Below are 785 nucleotides of genomic sequence, written 5' to 3' on the forward strand. Positions count from 1 at the left end.
TCGTCCACCAAAAGCCCGCATCATATTCCATGCTGCCTCACTGCCCGCAACATCAGCTATTTCACGCAATAAAGCAGGAAAATCGCTATAGACTTCCTCTTGCATGCATGCTTACCCCTCGCTTTTAACACCTTTACGGATTTTCCGCCCCCAAATATTCATCACGCATCTCAAATCAAAAACATCCATCTCTGCCAAAGTCTTACCACTTAACGCCATAACACTTTGATGAAAAGTCTCAAGGTCAAACAAAATATGAGGATGCAAACGCTTCCATTGGGCACGTAAAATCAAATATCCTGGCATTTTTTGCCCCAGTAGTTTTTGCAAAGAATCTTGAATCTTTTTCCCTTTCCAGTCAACCCCGCCCTCACGTTGCAACCAATTTTTCAACGCCTCAATGGCTTTTGTCGCGTCATCCCCATCCCGCAAAAAGCGAATATGATCAATCCCCGTTTGCCTCTTTACAAAGCAAAGCAACGCCTTGTCTGAACGATCACGAATGATGCCAAGGTTCCAGCCAGCAATCCAGAGCGCCTGGAGCTTCTTGGCATATTTCCCCTCTAAACGCTTCACACTCGGCTCAAAACCACACGCTTTCATTTCATCAACAACTAAACGCTTCTCTGAAACACTCAAATCTTTCGCCGATTGCTTACCCGTCAAGCGATAGAGCAGTGCGCGATAGGTCTCATCATCAAGACCTAACGCGCGTTTTCCCATATGAAGGATAGCTAAAGACATGTTACCCCTCACGTCTTCGCCACATCAATGATCACAGGACG

Annotated in this window: 1 protein-coding gene; it reads right to left on the reverse strand. The window is 45.9% G+C overall.

Annotated elements, in window-relative coordinates; all coding sequences use genetic code 11:
* Positions 1 to 111: 111 nt before the first annotated feature.
* Positions 112 to 744 (reverse strand): regulatory protein GemA, encoded by a 633-nt coding sequence (locus J7R10_RS08320; RefSeq protein WP_010705189.1) that lies wholly within the window; start codon positions 742 to 744, stop codon positions 112 to 114.
* Positions 745 to 785 lie beyond the last annotated feature (41 nt).

Source organism: Bartonella vinsonii subsp. berkhoffii ATCC 51672 (genome assembly GCF_902825225.1).
Lineage (GTDB): Bacteria > Pseudomonadota > Alphaproteobacteria > Rhizobiales > Rhizobiaceae > Bartonella > Bartonella berkhoffii.